Here is a 16,111-nt window from a genome sequence, read left to right on the forward strand (position 1 = left end):
TTCAAGCGCTTGCCCGAAGGTTATATTACAAGCATTGACAAAAAAATGGGAGGGATAACAAATGAGTAAAAAAGATTGTATCGCCATGCTCCTGGCTGGCGGGGAAGGCCGCAGATTAGCCCCCTTGACCTCCAGTATGGCTAAGCCTGCAGTCCCTTTCGGAGGACAGTATAGAATCATTGATTTTCCCCTCAGTAACTGTGTGAATTCCAAGATCGACACGATTGGGGTACTAACACAATATGAAGCCGATTCCTTGCATAAGCATATTGGTGAAGGCGAACCTTGGGGACTGCACAGCCGCAGCGACAAAGGCGTGAAGCTGCTTCCTTCAGGGATTGAAGGCAGAGACAGCTACTCGGGCACAGCCGATGCCATTTATAAGAACATTGAATACATTGACAGCCAGAATCCGGAGCATGTGCTTATCCTGTCTGCAGATCATATCTATCATATGGATTACCGCAAAATGCTCAATTACCATGTAGGCAAAGCTGCCAAGGCCACCATTTCTGTAATGGAAGTGCCTTGGGATGAAGCCAGCCGCTTCGGTGTAATGAACGTTAATGATGATCTCCAGATCTCTGAATTTGCCGAGAAGCCAAAGGTACCGAAGAGCAACCTTGCTTCTATGGGGATATATATGTTTGAGTGGGCGTATCTGAAAGCCTATTTGCTGCGGGATGCCGCCAACCCTGAATCCGGCCATGACTTCGGCAAAGATGTAATTCCGTCCATGCTGGACGCAAACGACGAATTGTTTGCATACCGCTTTGAGGGTTACTGGAGAGATGTAGGTACTGTTGACAGCCTCTGGGAGGCACATATGGATCTGCTGCAGTCCGAGGATGGCTTCAAACTCGACAACTCCCGCTGGCCGATGTACAGCCGGGCCTACCGTACGAAGCTGGCAGCCTATAAACCCCGGGTTCAGGCACCTCCTGCAGATTGCCTGATGCACGAATCCTGCACGATGGAAGGCAGTCTTCACCGTTCTGTGATCTTCGGCGGTGTAGAGATCGGCAAGCTAAGCAAGATCAAACAGAGTGTAATTATGCCGGGTGTCCGCATCGGCCGCGGTGTTCTGATTGAGAATGCGATTATCGGTGAGGGAGCAGTCATCAAAGACGGCGCTGTGATTAAAGGCAGCGCGGACAATATTGTTGTTGTCGGCCCGCATGAGATCGTAGCAGCCAAACCAATCATCCGTACCCAGCCTTCCCGTCTCCTTCAGGAAGTCTATGAGAAGACCGGCCGTCTGCGCGCGGAAGGGATGCCTTCATAATCTAACATCAGCCTTAGGGCTGTTACATAAAAGGGATACAGCTACGGTCCATCGGCCTTCTGCTGTATCCCTTTTGTCTATGCTTCATATAATTATCGTCCGGGGTTGCGGTTCGCTCTCCAGTCCCTGTCTAGAATGCCCATCTCGATGCAATCGGCATAACGCCCTCCGAATAGAGCGGCCTCACGTGAGACCCCTTCACGGGTAAAACCTGCTGTCTCGTAGGTTTTCTGTGCCGCCGTGTTGAAATCGAAGACTCCAAGGGATATCCGGTGCAGCCGCAGCCCGTCAAAGCCGATACGCAGGACTTCACGGACCATCTGCAGTCCGATTCCACGCCCTTGGCTCCCGGGATCGACGATGACCCGGCTTATTCTGGCCGAGCCGTTCTCACGGTCAATCATGGATAAGCTAATATGCCCAACCGCTTGGCCGGTAGCTCTAAGCACTGCGCAGTAGACCAGCAGACTGGACTCTCCCGGATGATTCGCTACGTCCAGATAACGCTCAAGCTGCCGGTCATCCAGAGGATAGGATAAGGAAGGGCCCGCCCACGTCTTCAAGTACTCCGGGGAAACACTCCATTCCCTCATTAAAGTGTAATCAGCTTCCCCCATGTACCGGAGAATTACGCTGCCCGAATCACCGGTTTCCGCTTCATACTCATACAGGTTAACCAACCGGCCTGCTCCAACATCACGCGTACCCATATAACGAAAGCCCATGCTCTGATAATAACGGTTAAGCTTAATATTATGGGCTACCGTATCCAGCCTGAGTCCGGTACATCCCCGTTCTTCCGCTATCCGTAACGCATAACGGATCATCTGCCCCCCAAGCCCCAAGCCGCGGTAGGATTTGGCTACAGCAAGCCGGTGCAGATAGGCGTAGGATTCGTCATTGCGGTCTCCCCAGTACTGGACATCACTGAACTGAAGGGTGAACATCCCGGCAAGAGCCGCCCCCTCCATGGCCAGATAAACCTCTCTGCTGCTGAAATAATCCTCCACATCGCGGATGCTGAATTGCCCGGGCGTCCACTGGTTTATTCCTTTGCTCTCCATCCAGCCTGCCGCTTCACGGAGGAGCTTCAGAACATCCGCTGCATGTTCGCGTTCACCGCGGATCATCTCAAACCTTTGATTGGAGAAAGAGTTGCCTGATACTTGTGTATTCATGCCTTCTCCTCCTGTACATCGTCAAGCGGCAGGATAACGGTAACCTGTGTACCTTTGCCAAGCTCGCTGTCCATTTCCAACTTACCGTTATGAAGCTCTACTATCTGCTGGGAGATGGCAAGCCCAAGCCCCGTTCCGCCGTTGAGCGCATCGACCTGGAAGAACCGGTCCCGCACTCTGGACAGATGCGCTTCACTGATGCCGATCCCGCTATCTCTTACTATTACGGCCATCTCGGTATTCGTTAAGCGTTCAGCGGACAGGACGATACTGGAATCCTCAGGCGAGAACTTCACAGCATTGTCCACCAGATTGAGGAACACCTGCTTCAGGCGGTTCGCATCGCCTCTTATAAAGATTGTGTCTTCACATTCCAGCAGCAGGTGAATCCGCTTCTTCTCGGCCTTGGCCCAGATATTCAGCAGGGTCTCCTGCAGCAGCACCTTAATATCCACCTGGGCAATCGACAGCTTCATTTCGTTCTGCTGCAGCTTGGAGAAGTCAAGAATCTCTTCCACCAGGCCGATCAGCCGGTCGCTCTCCTTCGAGATGATGCCCATGCCCAGCTTGGTTTCCTCAGGATCGTAGCCGCCGGAGATCAGGGTCTCACTCCAGCCCTTGATGCTGGTCAGCGGGGTCCGCAGCTCATGGGAGATCGAAGAAATGAAATCATCCTTAATCTGATTACTGCGGACAATCTCCTCCGCCATATAATTCAGCGTGGAAGCCAGCTCACCGATCTCATACCGGTAATCCCCTTTGATGCGGGTGGTGAATTTCCCCTTGGCCATCTGCGCTGACACCGCCGTGATATTATTGAGCGGCCGCACGATGGAATTAGCGAGACCGATGCTGAACAGGACCACGATCATCATAACTGCCGCCCCGATGCCGATGGAGAGCAGAGTCAGATTAAGCAGATCATTGTTGACCCCCTCCATCGAAGTCAGGTACCGCAGGATATAAGTCTCATGCGAGTTGATCTGGACCATCTTGGAGACGGCCATTACACTCTCATTCGTCCCTGCCTGCCGGCCCACCCAGCGCCCGACACTTCCGCCTACAGCCTCAGGAACATCACTAGTTGTAATGGTCCGGTCCGGCTGAAATCCGGTGGAACTGGTAATGATATCCCCATTCAATGTGAGAACTTCAAGCTCCGTATACTCCAGATTGAAGAAGTCGAGCAGATTCAGCAGCTGATTCGGCGATCTTTCTGCTGAAAATTCATATTTAACGAAAGTCTCCCCCGCACTGATATGAGTGGTGATTTTGCTGTAGATGCTGTCGTAATAATACGTCCGGATCGCCAGCAGAAAAATAGTCTCCACGAGGAGAAGCGCCACAAAGACTACAAGAATATAGTGCAGTACGATCTGTCTGCGCATCCCCTTTTTAATCATTGTACCTGACCTTTCCATTTGTAGCCGTGCCCCCACACCGTCTGCAGGAATTCAGGCTCTGACGGATTATTTTCGATTTTCTGGCGCAGGCGGCGGATATTTACGTCAACGATTTTGGGATCACCCATGTACTCCTTGCCCCAGACATGATCGAGCAGGGAATCCCGGCTGAGCGGCGTATTCTCCTTCTCAAGGAAGAATTGCACCAGCGAAAATTCAGTAGGCGTAAGCTCAATCGCTTCGCCGCTTTTTTTGAACTGCTTGGAGATCAGATCCAGCGTAAACGGACCCGAGTGAAACGAGACTTTGGCTGACTGTTCACGGTGAACATTGACCCGGCGCAGCAGCGACTGGATACGGGCAATCAGCTCGGTAGGACTAAACGGCTTGCTGACATGATCATCCGCCCCCACAGATAAGGCGTATACCTTATCCTGTTCTTGAACTTTGGCTGTCAAAAAAATAATGCCGAGCCGTTCGTTAGTTTCTCTAATGCGTCTACAGACCTCAAAGCCGTCGATACCGGGCACCATGACATCCAGCAGGGCGATATCAATATCCGGAACCGTGGTCAGCTTATGCAGCGCCTCATTGCCGTCTGCGGCTTCGAGCACTTCAAACCCGTTGCGCTTAAGATTGATTACAATAAAACTGCGGATGGATTCTTCATCCTCCAGAATCAGTACTTTACTCATCGATTCCCTTCCTCTCTATAGAAGATTTGACTCTTCCGTCTTCTCCCCCGATGGTGTTTTGCTCCAGTTCCCCGCGGTAACCGATCATTTTGTCCAGATCGCGCCCCAGAAGCTTCCAGCCCGAGTTCTTTACCCTATCCCATTCTGCCGGTGAGAAGAATGATACCTCGGCGACAGTCTCCCCCGTGTCGAGCGTAATGAATTTGAGCGATTTGTCCTGAACAGACTTGGTATCCACCGTGACATTCTCATGCCATTCCGGAGAAAAATTGATGGTAAACCGGTCCGAAGGATCATTATACAGCTGGGTACTAAAGGTCAATCCGTCTTTTCCGTCCCATTTGTAATAAGAATTGAAGTAAGGTATGGTCTCAGGGTCGAAATACTCCCAGCCCGATGGGGGTTCCAGCATTCCGATCTCAATAATTCCATCCAGGTCAATATCTTCACTGACAATCTTCCGGTCCTTGAAGGTCCGTACATCACCCGGAATGGCTACGCGCAGCTTGTTATTCTCCATAACAACTATTGTTGTATAGGCAGAGCGCGAATCCACAGCAGAGTCCAGAACTATACCTTCTTTGTTCTCCGCCACTTTTCCTGAGACAATATTGTAATAATTATCGAAATACGGGTCCAGATCATCCAATTCGTCAAGCACCTTGAAGCTGTCGTTATATTGATAGGTAGTTATTGTAGCGAATTCATTGCGCTTGAAATACACGACTGTAATGTCGGCAATCCCGTCCTCATTCAGATCATCGAGTATATATTTGGTGTAAGGCTTCGTCAGAATTTCTTCCAGCTCTCCGCCGGAATAACTATAGACTACCATGCCCTTTTCTTCCCCGCGTGAATAACCGGTAACAATATCAAGCTTCCCGTCACCCGTCACATCCCTAAGATCAACCGAATCCAGCATCGTTCCGTCACCGTCAAAAACAAGCTTCTTGACCCAGGTGTCCTCATGCTTCTCCAGAATCATCCCATGGATCACTACGGCTTCATTCTTCGTCTGGTAGAAGACAAGCGTCTCCATAATCCCGTCCTTGTCCAGATCCTCGGTAAAAATAGAGCTGTCATCATCATTGGCCGGACGGATCAGCGTTGCATCTAGCGGCTTCAGTGAGGAATTAATCGCTGTCATCAGAGAAGCTTTGTCAGCGGACAGCTGCGGCACCCTCATCTGGGAAACAGGATCGCTGATGAAGGTGCAGCCGGATATTACAAACAGGGACAAAGAGGCTGCTGTAAGCCTTCCGAGTAACCGTTTATTCAACTTCATCACTCTCTCCTTATTTCACGCCCTGCCGATTCACAGATGCAGCCGCTCCTGTGAGGTCAGCCGGCGCCCCTTCACATCATGTTTGATTCTTCCGTCTTCCAGCACCCATAACCGGCTGGCGAAACGTTCCGCCAGTTCGATCGGCAGTACGGTAATCACGGTTAGTCCGGTTTCCTTACACAGCTTGCGGAGCGTTTCCAGCACATTCTCCGCTGTCTTGGGATCCAGACCGGTAACAGGCTCATCGGCAAGAATAACTTTAGCACCGTGAACCAATGCGCGGGCGATGGCCACACGCTGGCGTTCACCGCCGCTGAGGTGGCTCGTCTTCATCTTTGCCTTGTCCAGCAGGCCCAGCAGATCAAGCTGGTCCATGGCCCCCATATAATCATCAGAGCGGACCATTCCTGTAGCCATCCGCCACAGAGGTGTCTGCGAGGCTTGTCCGATCAGCACGTTCTTCAGTGCCGTACGGTTCGGATTCAGCTCCGCATTCTGTTCCAGATAGGCCCATTCGCGGCGGATTTTGCGTTTGCCGGCAAAAGGGCTCTTCATAATGTCCCTGCCGTCCACCCGGAAATTCCCTCTATCCCATTTCTCGCGCAGTGCCAGGCATTTCAGAAGCGTCGATTTCCCGCTTCCGCTGGCTCCCAGTATAACCACAAATTCACCCGGTTCTAATTGAAACCCGATATCCTGCAGAACCGGTGCTTTATCTTCCCCGACCGCTTTGGCCAAATGTTCAACTGTAATCATAGTTCAGCCTCTCCTGTCTTCAACTACTCTACTCTATAGTGTACTCTGAAAGCGGGATCAAATTCCATGCGAGCATTCGTTCTTATCTTACCTCAAATTATCTTCCGTGGCGAGAATAATAAGCCTGTCAGTCCGAACAGAATATATAAACCACCCATTACTGCAAATACACTGCCACCCCAGCCGAATTGCAGCAACAGACCGCCGACACCGGGGCCGGCGATACTTCCGAGGCTGTAATGGAAAGAAGATACTACATTCGCTGCCGGGAGCAAATGGCGCGGCAGGATATCTGCGGCATAGCTTAGGCCAAGGGAGAAGAAGGAACCTACCAGGCCTCCGGCAACCATCAGGAGCAGCAGAGTCAGCAGAAAATGCTCTCCGGCGAGCGGAAGCAGCGTGAAGGCAAGGCCCCCGCCTACTCCTGAAGCAATCAGGATGGTTCTGCGGCCATAGCGGTCGCTCCATATGCCAAGCGGCAGCTGCAGCAGCAGGCCGCCAATGCCGGCAAACGGCAGAAGGGTTGCAATCTGATCCGTACTGAAGCCGATCCGCAGGCCGTATACAGGGAAGTTACTGTTCAGGCTGGCTTCCATATATCCGTACAGCAGCGCCGGGATCAGAGCGTACCAGGCCAGCCTGTAGCTTCGTCCGAATCGTCTGGCCTGCCCTTCACTATGATCTATCGGGTCCGGACGGGAATCCGGCAGTTTGACCGCAACAAGCAGGAGTACAAGCACAAACAGCCCGGCGGTAATCAGAAACGGTGCGGACGCGCCGAAGCGCAGCAGGATGATGCCCAGCGGTCCCAGGCTGAAGCCCAGTCCGTAGGACATTCCATACAGGGACAGATTGCGTCCGCGGTGCTCGGCGGGTGACATCAGCAGCACCCATAGCTGAGCGGCATAGTTGATGGCTGAATCGCCTATGCCTACTAGCAGCCGGAGCACGAACCAGACTTTGACACCGGAAAGCAGCGGGAACAGGAGCAGCGTCACCAGCACCAGACTGAGGCCTGCAGCGATGAGCTTCTTGAAGCCGATTGCGCCAAGTACCCGCTCTGCAATCAGGGTCATAGCGAATGAACCTACGTATAGCGCTGCGGCGTTTAATCCATTCAGTGAAGAGGATACACCCTTTTGCTCCAGCAGAATGGATAATACCGGCAGCAGCATCCCCTGGCTGAGTCCAGCCAATATAATTACGGTAATCAAAATCATATAATTCATTTTACTGCTGTGCTCAAGCGGTATAGATTTGGAATCTGACACGAATAAATCCTCCTATGTAATCCAGCGGTGATCAAAACTGACGTCCGGGCGGCAAACACCGAACATTATAGTGGACAACCCTCTTCAAAACAAGAGATAATATATAGAAGTGACTGATTTTCTGGAGGTGACCCGGCTTGATGAAGTATGAACTCGAAATTGATGTTTCACCCGTATATGAACTGCTGGACAGTTTTATGCTATATGTGACGAAGAAGTGGATTTCCAATCTGGAGATCGGCACCGATTGGGTTCGGGATGTAGACGGCCGGTTCCCGCCGATGCAGCTGGCTGCGCTGAAGCAGGCTGCCGAGTGGCCTTTTGACGACTATGATGTACTCTATGCCTGGGCTTACAGCCGGGGGGAAGCTTCCAAAGTAGTGCAGTTCCTGGATGAGCTTGAAGCCTCTTCTCTTGAAGATTGCCTGGCACGGACCGAGCCTTTCTTTCATAACTTCACGCTTGAAGAATGCGCCCGGATCAAGAACGGCTATACGCCGCTGCTGCAGATGTGGTATGAGCATTATTTCCGCCATGTGGAACAGAAGATCCTGCCCCTCCTGATTGAAGACGCATCCGAGAAAAAAATGCTGGAGAGCAAAATGGACATGGTACCGCTGATCGAATATGCCTCGGGCGGCGTTGTAATTGAAGATATTCCTGAGCTGAAGACCATTGTGCTGCTTCCTACGGTACATAACCGGCCGATCAATACTTATTGCTTCTATAAGAATCTGATGCTTGTACAATATCCGGTGGATGTACCTTCCGAGAATGAAGAGGAGCCGCCTACAGTGCTGCTGCGTTTAACACAGGCTCTCTCCGATCCTACGCGCCTCCGACTGCTCCGCTTCGTTGCGGGTGAGCCCAAGACCCTGTGGGAAATGCAGTCCGAGCTGAACCAGTCACGGGAGATGCTGATGCATCATCTGCTGAGTCTGCGGGTCGCGGGGCTGCTGCGTGTCCATCTGCGCGGAGAAGGCACCGAACGTTACAGCATACGCCCTGATGGCGCTTCAGAACTTCAGATGTTTCTTGAGTCCTATATTCGTATATAATAAATGTACATTTACAGCATAGAATTCTTTTAGGAGTGAGCGGTATGAAATATTTGACACAACAAGTAATCTTCGATCTGGACGACACCCTGGTGCATTGCAACAAATATTTTGACCTCATTCTAGGCCGGTATTTCGAGCTTATGTCCGACTGGTTCAGTGATTATGGACCGACCATCAGCGAGTTCCGCAGCAAGCAGGTTGAAATCGATGTGGAAACGGTCAGCACAAGCGGACTGGCCAGCGATAATTTCCCGAAATCCCTGATTGCCACGTACCGTTATTTCGCCGGTAAATTTAACCGCAAGACTGATCCGTTCGAGGAGCAGCAGCTGATGAAGCTCGGCCTCAGTGTATATGACCAGGAGGTTGAAGCCTACCCCGGTATGGTGGAAACTCTGGATACCTTGAAGCAGGATGGTCATTCCCTGTACCTATATACTGGCGGAGATGATTCCATCCAGCAGCGCAAAATCGCCCAAATGAAGCTGGACGCCTACTTCGATGACCGGATCTACATCCGCCAGCACAAGAATGTGGAGGCTCTTGAGAATATCCTGACCACTTATAATTTTGACCGCAAAATCACCTGGATGATCGGCAACTCCCTGCGTACGGATGTGCTTCCCGCCCTGACTGCCGGCATCAACAGCATCTATCTGAAACAGCAGAATGAGTGGCTCTATAACCTGATTGAGCTTCAGCGTGAAATGCAGCAGTCGGTCATGACCATTTCAGCAATCCATGAGGTTCCGCCGGTAATCCGTTCGGCTGCCCTGCGCAAGCATCACGGCTAATGCCCGTTCACTGATTGGTGTTACAAATGACATATGCAGCCTGCTGAGGGTATGATTATACTATTTGAGTAGATTTTCATCCCGCGCAGGAGGTAGGTAATGAATAAACCTATGAAATCCAAGAATTCCACGGGTAATAAACGTCTGCTCCCGATGTTGCTTGCAGTCATTGTGGTTCTTCTGGTTGTATTACTGTTCTTCATCACTACAGGCAGCAAGTCATCCGGTTCAGCCGAACTTGAAGGCCTGCCCAATTACACAGATGTGAAGGGAACATTCGTTGTTGACGGGCTGAAATATGAGAAACAGCCTCATCTGGGCAAGGAAGACGCTAAGGTGAAGGTGATTGAGTTCGCCGATTTCAAATGCCCGGCCTGCAAAAAATGGACCGCCACCTATCTGGATACGTTCATCAAGGACTATGTGGATACCGGAAAAGTACAGTTCTTCTTCATGAACTTTGCTTTCATTGACCGGGACTCCTACCTTGCCGCCAGTGCGGGTGAAGCCATATATCAGCAGAGCAACGAGAAGTTCTGGGAATACGTTCACAAGCTGTATGCCAATCAAGGGGATGAGAGCAAGATCTGGGCCACCCAGAAGTTCATCCTGAAGTTCGTTAAGGACAACATTGAAGGTATCGACTACGGACAATTCGAGCAGGATCTCAAGAACCACACTTATATGTACGATGTAAAAGAAGACTTCAAAATCGCCGGTGCTTACGGTGTAAACGGTACGCCGAAGTTCATGGTGAATGGCGTTCTGCTGCCTGACTCCTCTTATGAAGGCTTAAGTGCCGCAATTGAATCCGCACTGACTGAAGCCAAGTAACCAGCATAGAAATAGCGCCCCGGCCGGGAGATTGGCCGGGGCGCTTCTTTCATTATAAATTATTCCACAGCCAGCTGGCCGGTGTCCATATTGCTCAGCACGAGCTTGCCTTCCAGCGGCGAGCCGTCTTCGGCAGCCAGCTTCAGCTTGCCGGTCTTGCCCTTCTCGATCAGCGCCTTCACCTGGGAGTCGGTGAGCGTACGGCCGTGATTTTCTTTCCAGATCACGAATTTGCAGCCTTCCTTGTAATGGGAGCAGCCGTAGCCCTTGCGGCCCATAAAAATCATCCCGCCGCAGCCGGGACGCGGACAGCTGCCGATGATCTTCGGCCCGGAATCTTCCGCTTTCGCGGCAGCCGGCTCGCTGCGTTTTTTTGCCGCTGCCGGTTTATCGGCAGTTTTGCGGTCCGCAGTCTTGCGCGGCGCAGCACCCGCACCTCGTCCTTTGGCTCCGGCGTTCAGCGAAGGGGTTTCGCCTTCGAAGGAGGTTTTGGCTGCACGGGACTGCACCCGGACCTTGTCCACGATCATGGAGGCGAACCGTTTGACGTTCTCCATGAACTGTCCGTCCGCCGCGGTGCCGCGGGCAATTTCATTCAGCCGGCGCTCCCACTGCCCGGTCATTTCCGGCGAAGTCAGCAGCTCGACGCCTGCTCCGCGGATCAGCTCAATCGCCGTCCGGCCCTTTTGGGTGATGGCGATCTTTTTACCCTGCATCTCCACATATCCTACATTCTTCAGCCGCTCAATCGTGGCCGCGCGTGTCGCCGGAGTACCGAGCCCCGAATCCTTCATGGCATCGCGCAGCTCCTCATCCTCAATCTGCTTGCCCGCACTCTCCATTGCCTTCAGCAAGGTCCCTTCCGTGTAGTGCTTCGGCGGCTGGGTATCCTTCTCCTTAACGATCGCATCACTGCAGACGACATCTTCGGTGGTTGAGATCGAGAACGGCTCGTTCACCTCAACCTCCTCTTCCTCTTCGTCCTCTTTGCCTTTGCCCTTGGCCGGTTTGGACTTGTCCTTCTTCTGATCTCCGTAAATCACCTTCCAGCCCAGGCTGAGCAGCTCTTTGACCGTGGTTTTGAATTTCTCATTCTCCACTTCTGTGATTACAGTATGCACCTTATATTCAGCAGCCGGATAGAACTGGGAGAGGAACCGGCGTACGATCAGGTCGTACAGCTTGGCTTCATCCGCGCTCAGTCCGTTGGCCTTACGGTTTGTCGGCAGAATGGCATGGTGGTCCTCAACCTTGGACGGGTTACAGATAAACTTATTGCCTTTGTGGACCAGATTGCGGTTCGCACCCTTCACCCATTCATCGTACTGCGTACCCTGCAGTGCCGACAGCGTCTTGTGCATCTCCGGGATGTTCTGCTCCGTCACATAGTTGGAGTTAGTACGCGGATAAGAAATCACTTTATGTTTTTCGTAGAGCGCCTGGGCAATATCCAGCGTTTTTTTGGCCGAGAAAGCATATTTCCCGTTCGCCTCACGCTGCAGCAGCGTCAAATCATACAGCTTGTTCGGATATTCCTTGGTTTCCTTGACCTCATAGGATTCAATTCTGGCCGGCTTGCCTTTGACCTTGGCTGCAAGAGCTTCTGCCTTGGCTCCATCAGTGAGCCGGTCACCCTGCCACATTCCCTTGTAGTTCAGTTCATTCTGGCTGAAATGCCCCTCCACCTCAAAAAACTTCAGTGAGGAGAACGCCTCTATCGTCTTCTGCCGGTCATAGATCAGCGCAAGCACGGGTGTCTGCACCCGTCCTACAGACAGCAGCACATTGTGCTTGGTCGTAAATGCCCGCGAGCCGTTCATCCCGATCAGCCAATCCGCTTCACTGCGTGCTCTGGCCGCTTTGGTAAGATTCTCGTATTCCGAGCCGTCCTTCAGCTCCTGGAACCCTTTGCGGATCGTTTCCGGTGTAAGGTCTGAGATCCATAGCCGTTTAACAGGCTGGCTTAATTCCAGATGGCGCTGGATCAGCGAAAAGATGTGCTGCCCCTCACGCCCGGCATCGCAGGAATTGACCAGCAGATCGCTGCGCTTCGCCAGCTCGCCAATCACCTTGAGCTGATCCAGGGTGCGCGCATTCGGCACCAGCTTGAACTGCTCCGGTATGATCGGCAGGTCGTTAATGTTCCATTTTTTATATTTGTTGTCGTAAGCTTCAGGCTCGGCCAGGCCAATCAGATGCCCGATCGCCCAGGTAATGATATACTGCTCCCCTTCCAGATAGGAACGGTAATTTTTGGCCTTCGGTTCTATTGCGGCGGCGATATTCCGCCCCATGTCCGGTTTTTCCGCAATAATGAGTGTCTTCAAAAATAATCGCTCCTTACCCATGGTTCTTCCAAAATACGTCCAGTAGTCTATTATAGCATTTTGTCGAAAGTATTACCTGCTCTTAATCGGTAATAATTAAGTGAAAAAACAGGGGCCAAGGCGCACTGCATTTCGGTTTCTGGCTGACGAAAAACACACTTACCTGCTGCATTTCTTTGTAAATGTGAAAAAATTGTCTTAGGTCATATATACTATTATCGTCTTACATTAGCGCATTCGACTTTTATGTGTTTATTTTTACATAATACTCCATTTGAAATCAGTCTTATTGCTCATATACATTTTTATCCATTAAGTCTATCATTGGATATGTTATTTAATTCTATTTATAGGAGGTTATTGTAATCATGAAAAGAAAGCTATTGGTAGGACTTTTATCAATTGCAACATGTTTTTCTTTAGGATCAACTTCTTTCGCCTCTAGTGTCTCCACCGATCAGGTAACTACTTCTTCGCTTTCGGAATCTACCCAATTATCAACAAATGCTGTATTTCAGGCAACTATCAATCTTAAAGCTGGTGAAATGGTTTATGTAACCGGCTACAGTTTTTGGTATGTATATAATGATGACTATTGTGTCGATTTTTCACAAGCAGGTTTAATCGTTGGTTCAAGACCGGGAACCAGCATCATTGGTGCTGATTTTGGTAATGGAAATATAATGCACTACACAGTTGTTGTAACAGAATAATTAATAATATGTAAAGCCCCTCCGTTCGCAGGGGCTTATTTTCTGAACGCTCTATATCCAAACATTTGTATTAAGGGAGGATCGAATCATTATGAATAAGCGATGCATAGCAGGATTACTAAGTATTTCTGCATGTTTCACTTTAGATTCTAAAAATTTTAAAGCTGATACTAAAATTACCGCTTTTAATACGATCTTTCCCACTATTCCTTACGTATCCACTCAATCCATTTATGCTAAAGGTATTGTGTTACATAAGCAGGTCGATTCGGGTCTGTTAGAACCCTAATCGACCTCTTTTCCCCATAAACCTTAGACCACGCTCACCCGCGCTACAGTCTCACTAATATCAATCAATTCTTTAGTCCCCGCTCTGCGGTCCATATATTCAACCTTCTGTTCTGCTGCTCCCTTACCCACAACCAGAGCAACCGGAATTCCGATCAGCTCGGAATCCTTGAACTTGACCCCGGCACGTTCGTCCCGGTCATCCAGCAGCGTCTCAATGCCGATAGCAGTAAGCTGTGCGTACAAGGCTTCAGCAACCTCACGCTGGCCCTCATCCTTCACGGACATCAGCAGAATGTGAACCGTATAAGGTGCTATGGCCGCCGGCCAGATCAGACCTTGATCATCATGATTCTGCTCCGCCACCGATGACAGGAGCCGCGAAATGCCGATACCATAGCAGCCCATCACCATAGGCTGACTCCGCCCCGCTGCATCTAAGAAGGTCGCCCCAAGCTTCTCGCTATAGACTGTGCCGAGCTTGAAGACATGCCCTACCTCAATCCCCTGATGAAACACCAGCTTCCCTTCGCCACACACCGGACAGATATCGCCTGTAGCAGCATTGCGGAAATCCCCAACATGCGTAAGCAGGAAGTCTCGGCCGGGCACAACACCGCGCAGATGGTAATCCTTCTCTCCGGCACCTGTGACCGCCTCTGCCATACCGGCAACAGCCGCGTCTACAAGAATTGTCAGCGATAACCCGGCCGGACCGACAAAACCGCTCCCGACCCCGGCCGCCGCCTGCACACTATCATATTCGGCCAGTGCGATTTCACCGCAGCCCAGATATTTCTGCACCTTGAGCTCGTTAACCTCATGATCTCCCCGGACCAATACAGCAAAGTTCTTGCCGCCGTCTGTGTAGATTAACGTTTTGATAATGTCCTGAGGCTTGATCTGACTCTCCTGCTCCAGCTGCTGGATCGTCTTCTGATTAGGCGTGTGGAACTTTACCGGTGCAGGAATGCCGCTGAAATCCTGCTCCTCAAATGCATCTCCGCTGTGCACTTCAGCCTGTTCTATATTCGCAGCATAGTCGCAGATGGAGCAGACAGCCACAGTATCTTCGCCGATTTCTGATAAAGCCATGAATTCGTGATTCTGGCCTTTTCCGCCGATGGCTCCGGCATTGGCCTGCACTGCACGGTATGTCAGGCTGCAGCGGTCCAGTATCCGCCCGTAGGCATTGTACATCTGCTCATAAGCCAGATCCAGCCCCTCCCAGCCCGTGTCAAAAGAGTAGGCATCCTTCATGAGGAACTCCCTGCCCCGCAGTAGCCCCGAACGGGGACGGCGTTCATCACGGAACTTCGTCTGAATCTGATACACGATAAGCGGAAGCCTGCGGTAGGAGCTAATCTCATCCCTTACAAGTGTTGTCACTACTTCTTCATGGGTAGGCCCCAGCACAAATTCCCGCTCATGACGGTCCTGGAGCTTCATAAGCTCCTTGCCGTACACGTCGTAACGTTCCGATTCTTTCCAGAGCTCTGCGGGCTGCAGAGAAGGCATAAGCAGCTCCTGCGCTCCAGAGGCATCCATTTCTTCACGGACGATGTTCTCAATCTTGCGGAGTACCCGCCGCCCCAGCGGCATATATGTATACACTCCTGCCGCCAGCTGGCGGATATAACCCGCACGCAGCAGCAGCTGGTGACTCACTGTCTCTGCTTCAGCAGGGGCTTCGCGGAGAGTTGTGACGAATAAATTGGTTTGGCGCATAGTGATCAGCCTCTTTCTTTCGATAAATGTTGTTAGTGTCCAGCTTAATAACTCCATAAGGACGCAAAAAAGACGCATCCGTCAGGGACGAATGCGTCGTGTTACCACCCTGGTTCAACCGCCACTCATAGCCTGGCGATCCTCAAATCCGGATAACGGCCGGGGCCGGCAGCATTATGCCTATCGCCATAAGCTGCAGCTTCCAAGGCAGGGTATGCCTCACACGCACTTGAGGGACCTTTCAGCCGGTGAATCCCCTCTCTGTTCTGGCGGGTACGGAAACATAGATCCTTGGTCAACGCTTTGTACACTATAAATATTGTACTTAATCTATACGATATTTCGGCACCCGTCAAGCCCGTACTGAAAAAACACAATTCTGTTGAAATTCAACATTTTGTAAATTGTATCCCCTTTCATTCGCGAAAAGTTATGATGCAATTAAATATTTTTTTCAAACGGTTTAAGATATGAAAAAACTGTGTCGATAAAC

The 16,111-nt window shown here is 51.1% G+C and carries 13 protein-coding genes; 5 read left to right on the forward strand and 8 right to left on the reverse strand.

Features of this window, described 5'->3' with window-relative positions; translation table 11 throughout:
• Positions 1-61: 61 nt before the first annotated feature.
• Positions 62-1,285: a glucose-1-phosphate adenylyltransferase gene (locus tag PBOR_RS19295; RefSeq protein WP_042214421.1), complete on the forward strand. Its 1,224-nt coding sequence runs from the start codon at positions 62-64 to the stop codon at positions 1,283-1,285.
• Between the two features lie 92 nt (positions 1,286-1,377).
• Here the strand turns inward: PBOR_RS19295 and PBOR_RS35580 are convergent, their stop codons facing one another.
• From PBOR_RS35580 to PBOR_RS19330, 6 genes are all read right to left on the reverse strand, one after another.
• Positions 1,378-2,463 (reverse strand): GNAT family N-acetyltransferase, encoded by a 1,086-nt coding sequence (locus tag PBOR_RS35580; protein WP_052429563.1) that lies wholly within the window; start codon positions 2,461-2,463, stop codon positions 1,378-1,380.
• Positions 2,460-3,866, reverse strand: a complete 1,407-nt coding sequence (locus tag PBOR_RS19310; protein ID WP_042214424.1) for a sensor histidine kinase — start codon at positions 3,864-3,866, stop codon at positions 2,460-2,462. Before PBOR_RS19310 ends, PBOR_RS35580 begins: the two co-directional genes overlap by 4 nt.
• The gene (locus PBOR_RS19315; protein WP_039299112.1) at positions 3,863-4,561 is read right to left on the reverse strand and encodes a response regulator transcription factor; all 699 of its coding nucleotides are present in this window, start codon (positions 4,559-4,561) and stop codon (positions 3,863-3,865) included. Before PBOR_RS19315 ends, PBOR_RS19310 begins: the two co-directional genes overlap by 4 nt.
• Positions 4,554-5,840: a hypothetical protein gene (locus PBOR_RS19320; protein ID WP_174479822.1), complete on the reverse strand. Its 1,287-nt coding sequence runs from the start codon at positions 5,838-5,840 to the stop codon at positions 4,554-4,556. The genes PBOR_RS19315 and PBOR_RS19320 overlap by 8 nt, the downstream gene beginning before the upstream one ends.
• Before the next feature lie 36 nt (positions 5,841-5,876).
• Entirely contained in the window at positions 5,877-6,602 is a 726-nt protein-coding gene (locus tag PBOR_RS19325; protein WP_039299118.1) for a phosphonate ABC transporter ATP-binding protein, read from the reverse strand.
• A 92-nt stretch (positions 6,603-6,694) separates the two neighbouring features.
• The gene (locus PBOR_RS19330) at positions 6,695-7,831 is read right to left on the reverse strand and encodes an MFS transporter (RefSeq protein WP_042219665.1); all 1,137 of its coding nucleotides are present in this window, start codon (positions 7,829-7,831) and stop codon (positions 6,695-6,697) included.
• Positions 7,832-8,013: 182 nt separating this feature from the next.
• Between PBOR_RS19330 and PBOR_RS19335 the strand changes: the two genes are divergently transcribed.
• The 3 genes from PBOR_RS19335 to PBOR_RS19345 all read left to right on the forward strand — a co-directional run bounded on the left by PBOR_RS19335 (position 8,014) and on the right by PBOR_RS19345 (position 10,562).
• Positions 8,014-8,931, forward strand: a complete 918-nt coding sequence (locus tag PBOR_RS19335; protein WP_042214428.1) for an ArsR/SmtB family transcription factor — start codon at positions 8,014-8,016, stop codon at positions 8,929-8,931.
• Positions 8,932-8,975: 44 nt separating this feature from the next.
• On the forward strand, positions 8,976-9,728 hold the full coding sequence (locus PBOR_RS19340) for an HAD family hydrolase (RefSeq protein ID WP_042214430.1): 753 nt from the start codon (positions 8,976-8,978) through the stop codon (positions 9,726-9,728).
• A gap of 99 nt (positions 9,729-9,827) precedes the next feature.
• Positions 9,828-10,562, forward strand: a complete 735-nt coding sequence (locus PBOR_RS19345) for a DsbA family protein (protein WP_042214432.1) — start codon at positions 9,828-9,830, stop codon at positions 10,560-10,562.
• A gap of 59 nt (positions 10,563-10,621) precedes the next feature.
• Here the strand turns inward: PBOR_RS19345 and PBOR_RS19350 are convergent, their stop codons facing one another.
• Positions 10,622-12,889 (reverse strand): type IA DNA topoisomerase, encoded by a 2,268-nt coding sequence (locus PBOR_RS19350; RefSeq protein ID WP_042214434.1) that lies wholly within the window; start codon positions 12,887-12,889, stop codon positions 10,622-10,624.
• Positions 12,890-13,257: 368 nt separating this feature from the next.
• Between PBOR_RS19350 and PBOR_RS37040 the strand changes: the two genes are divergently transcribed.
• The gene (locus PBOR_RS37040; RefSeq protein ID WP_157764076.1) at positions 13,258-13,602 is read left to right on the forward strand and encodes a hypothetical protein; all 345 of its coding nucleotides are present in this window, start codon (positions 13,258-13,260) and stop codon (positions 13,600-13,602) included.
• 312 nt (positions 13,603-13,914) lie between these two features.
• On the opposite strand, the gene PBOR_RS19355 is transcribed toward PBOR_RS37040, so the two are convergent.
• Complete coding sequence (locus PBOR_RS19355; RefSeq protein ID WP_042214436.1) at positions 13,915-15,618, reverse strand: proline--tRNA ligase; 1,704 nt, start codon at positions 15,616-15,618, stop codon at positions 13,915-13,917.
• Positions 15,619-16,111 lie beyond the last annotated feature (493 nt).

Origin of the sequence: Paenibacillus borealis, assembly GCF_000758665.1 — a bacterium.
Taxonomy (GTDB): Bacteria; Bacillota; Bacilli; order Paenibacillales; family Paenibacillaceae; genus Paenibacillus_AQ; species Paenibacillus_AQ borealis.

Excerpts from the sequence above, each read along its gene's own strand:
- PBOR_RS19295 (WP_042214421.1), top strand. The coding sequence starts at position 62 with ATGAGTAAAAAAGATTGTATCGCCATGCTCCTGGCTGGCGGGGAAGGC.
- PBOR_RS35580 (WP_052429563.1), bottom strand. The coding sequence starts at position 2,463 with ATGAATACACAAGTATCAGGCAACTCTTTCTCCAATCAAAGGTTTGAG.
- PBOR_RS19310 (WP_042214424.1), bottom strand. The coding sequence starts at position 3,866 with ATGATTAAAAAGGGGATGCGCAGACAGATCGTACTGCACTATATTCTT.
- PBOR_RS19315 (WP_039299112.1), bottom strand. The coding sequence starts at position 4,561 with ATGAGTAAAGTACTGATTCTGGAGGATGAAGAATCCATCCGCAGTTTT.
- PBOR_RS19325 (WP_039299118.1), bottom strand. The coding sequence starts at position 6,602 with ATGATTACAGTTGAACATTTGGCCAAAGCGGTCGGGGAAGATAAAGCA.
- PBOR_RS19330 (WP_042219665.1), bottom strand. The coding sequence starts at position 7,831 with ATGAATTATATGATTTTGATTACCGTAATTATATTGGCTGGACTCAGC.
- PBOR_RS19335 (WP_042214428.1), top strand. The coding sequence starts at position 8,014 with ATGAAGTATGAACTCGAAATTGATGTTTCACCCGTATATGAACTGCTG.
- PBOR_RS19340 (WP_042214430.1), top strand. The coding sequence starts at position 8,976 with ATGAAATATTTGACACAACAAGTAATCTTCGATCTGGACGACACCCTG.
- PBOR_RS19345 (WP_042214432.1), top strand. The coding sequence starts at position 9,828 with ATGAATAAACCTATGAAATCCAAGAATTCCACGGGTAATAAACGTCTG.
- PBOR_RS37040 (WP_157764076.1), top strand. The coding sequence starts at position 13,258 with ATGAAAAGAAAGCTATTGGTAGGACTTTTATCAATTGCAACATGTTTT.
- PBOR_RS19355 (WP_042214436.1), bottom strand. The coding sequence starts at position 15,618 with ATGCGCCAAACCAATTTATTCGTCACAACTCTCCGCGAAGCCCCTGCT.